This is a genomic window from Photobacterium chitinilyticum (assembly GCF_004104355.1).
Taxonomy (GTDB): domain Bacteria; phylum Pseudomonadota; class Gammaproteobacteria; order Enterobacterales; family Vibrionaceae; genus Photobacterium; species Photobacterium chitinilyticum.
Map to the genome: position 1 here is coordinate 1 of NZ_RJLM01000214.1, position 420 is coordinate 420.

Below are 420 nucleotides of genomic sequence, written 5' to 3' on the forward strand. Positions count from 1 at the left end.
TAGAACAAAGATTTCCACGACAAAAAAAAACTTAATATTAATTATATAAAAAAAGCTTGACCTAAAACAAAGTTATTTGAGTTTGATTATTTAGGATTGTTACAGATTGGCATTCCCTACTACTCTGTCAATTTTGAAAAAGAGTACTGGGACCGCGTTTTTGAGTATTTCCTAGCGGAATACCGTGCAGGGCGCACGCCAAATCCGGACGTTATGTGCAACAAGGAAATCAAGTTCAAGGCCTTTTTGGACTATGCCATGACCTTGGGGGCAGACTATGTAGCGACTGGGCATTATGCTCGAGTGGCGCGTGATGAGGACGGCACTGTTCACATGCTTCGTGGCGTGGACAATGGCAAGGACCAGACCTATTTCCTCAGCCAACTTTCGCAAGAACAACTTCAAAAAACCATGTTCCCA

Annotated in this window: 1 pseudogene; it reads left to right on the top strand. The window is 42.6% G+C overall.

The features are described 5' to 3' along the window. Positions 1–102: 102 nt before the first annotated feature. Positions 103–420, top strand: a pseudogene (gene mnmA, locus EDI28_RS26530) (tRNA 2-thiouridine(34) synthase MnmA); the annotation flags it as partial.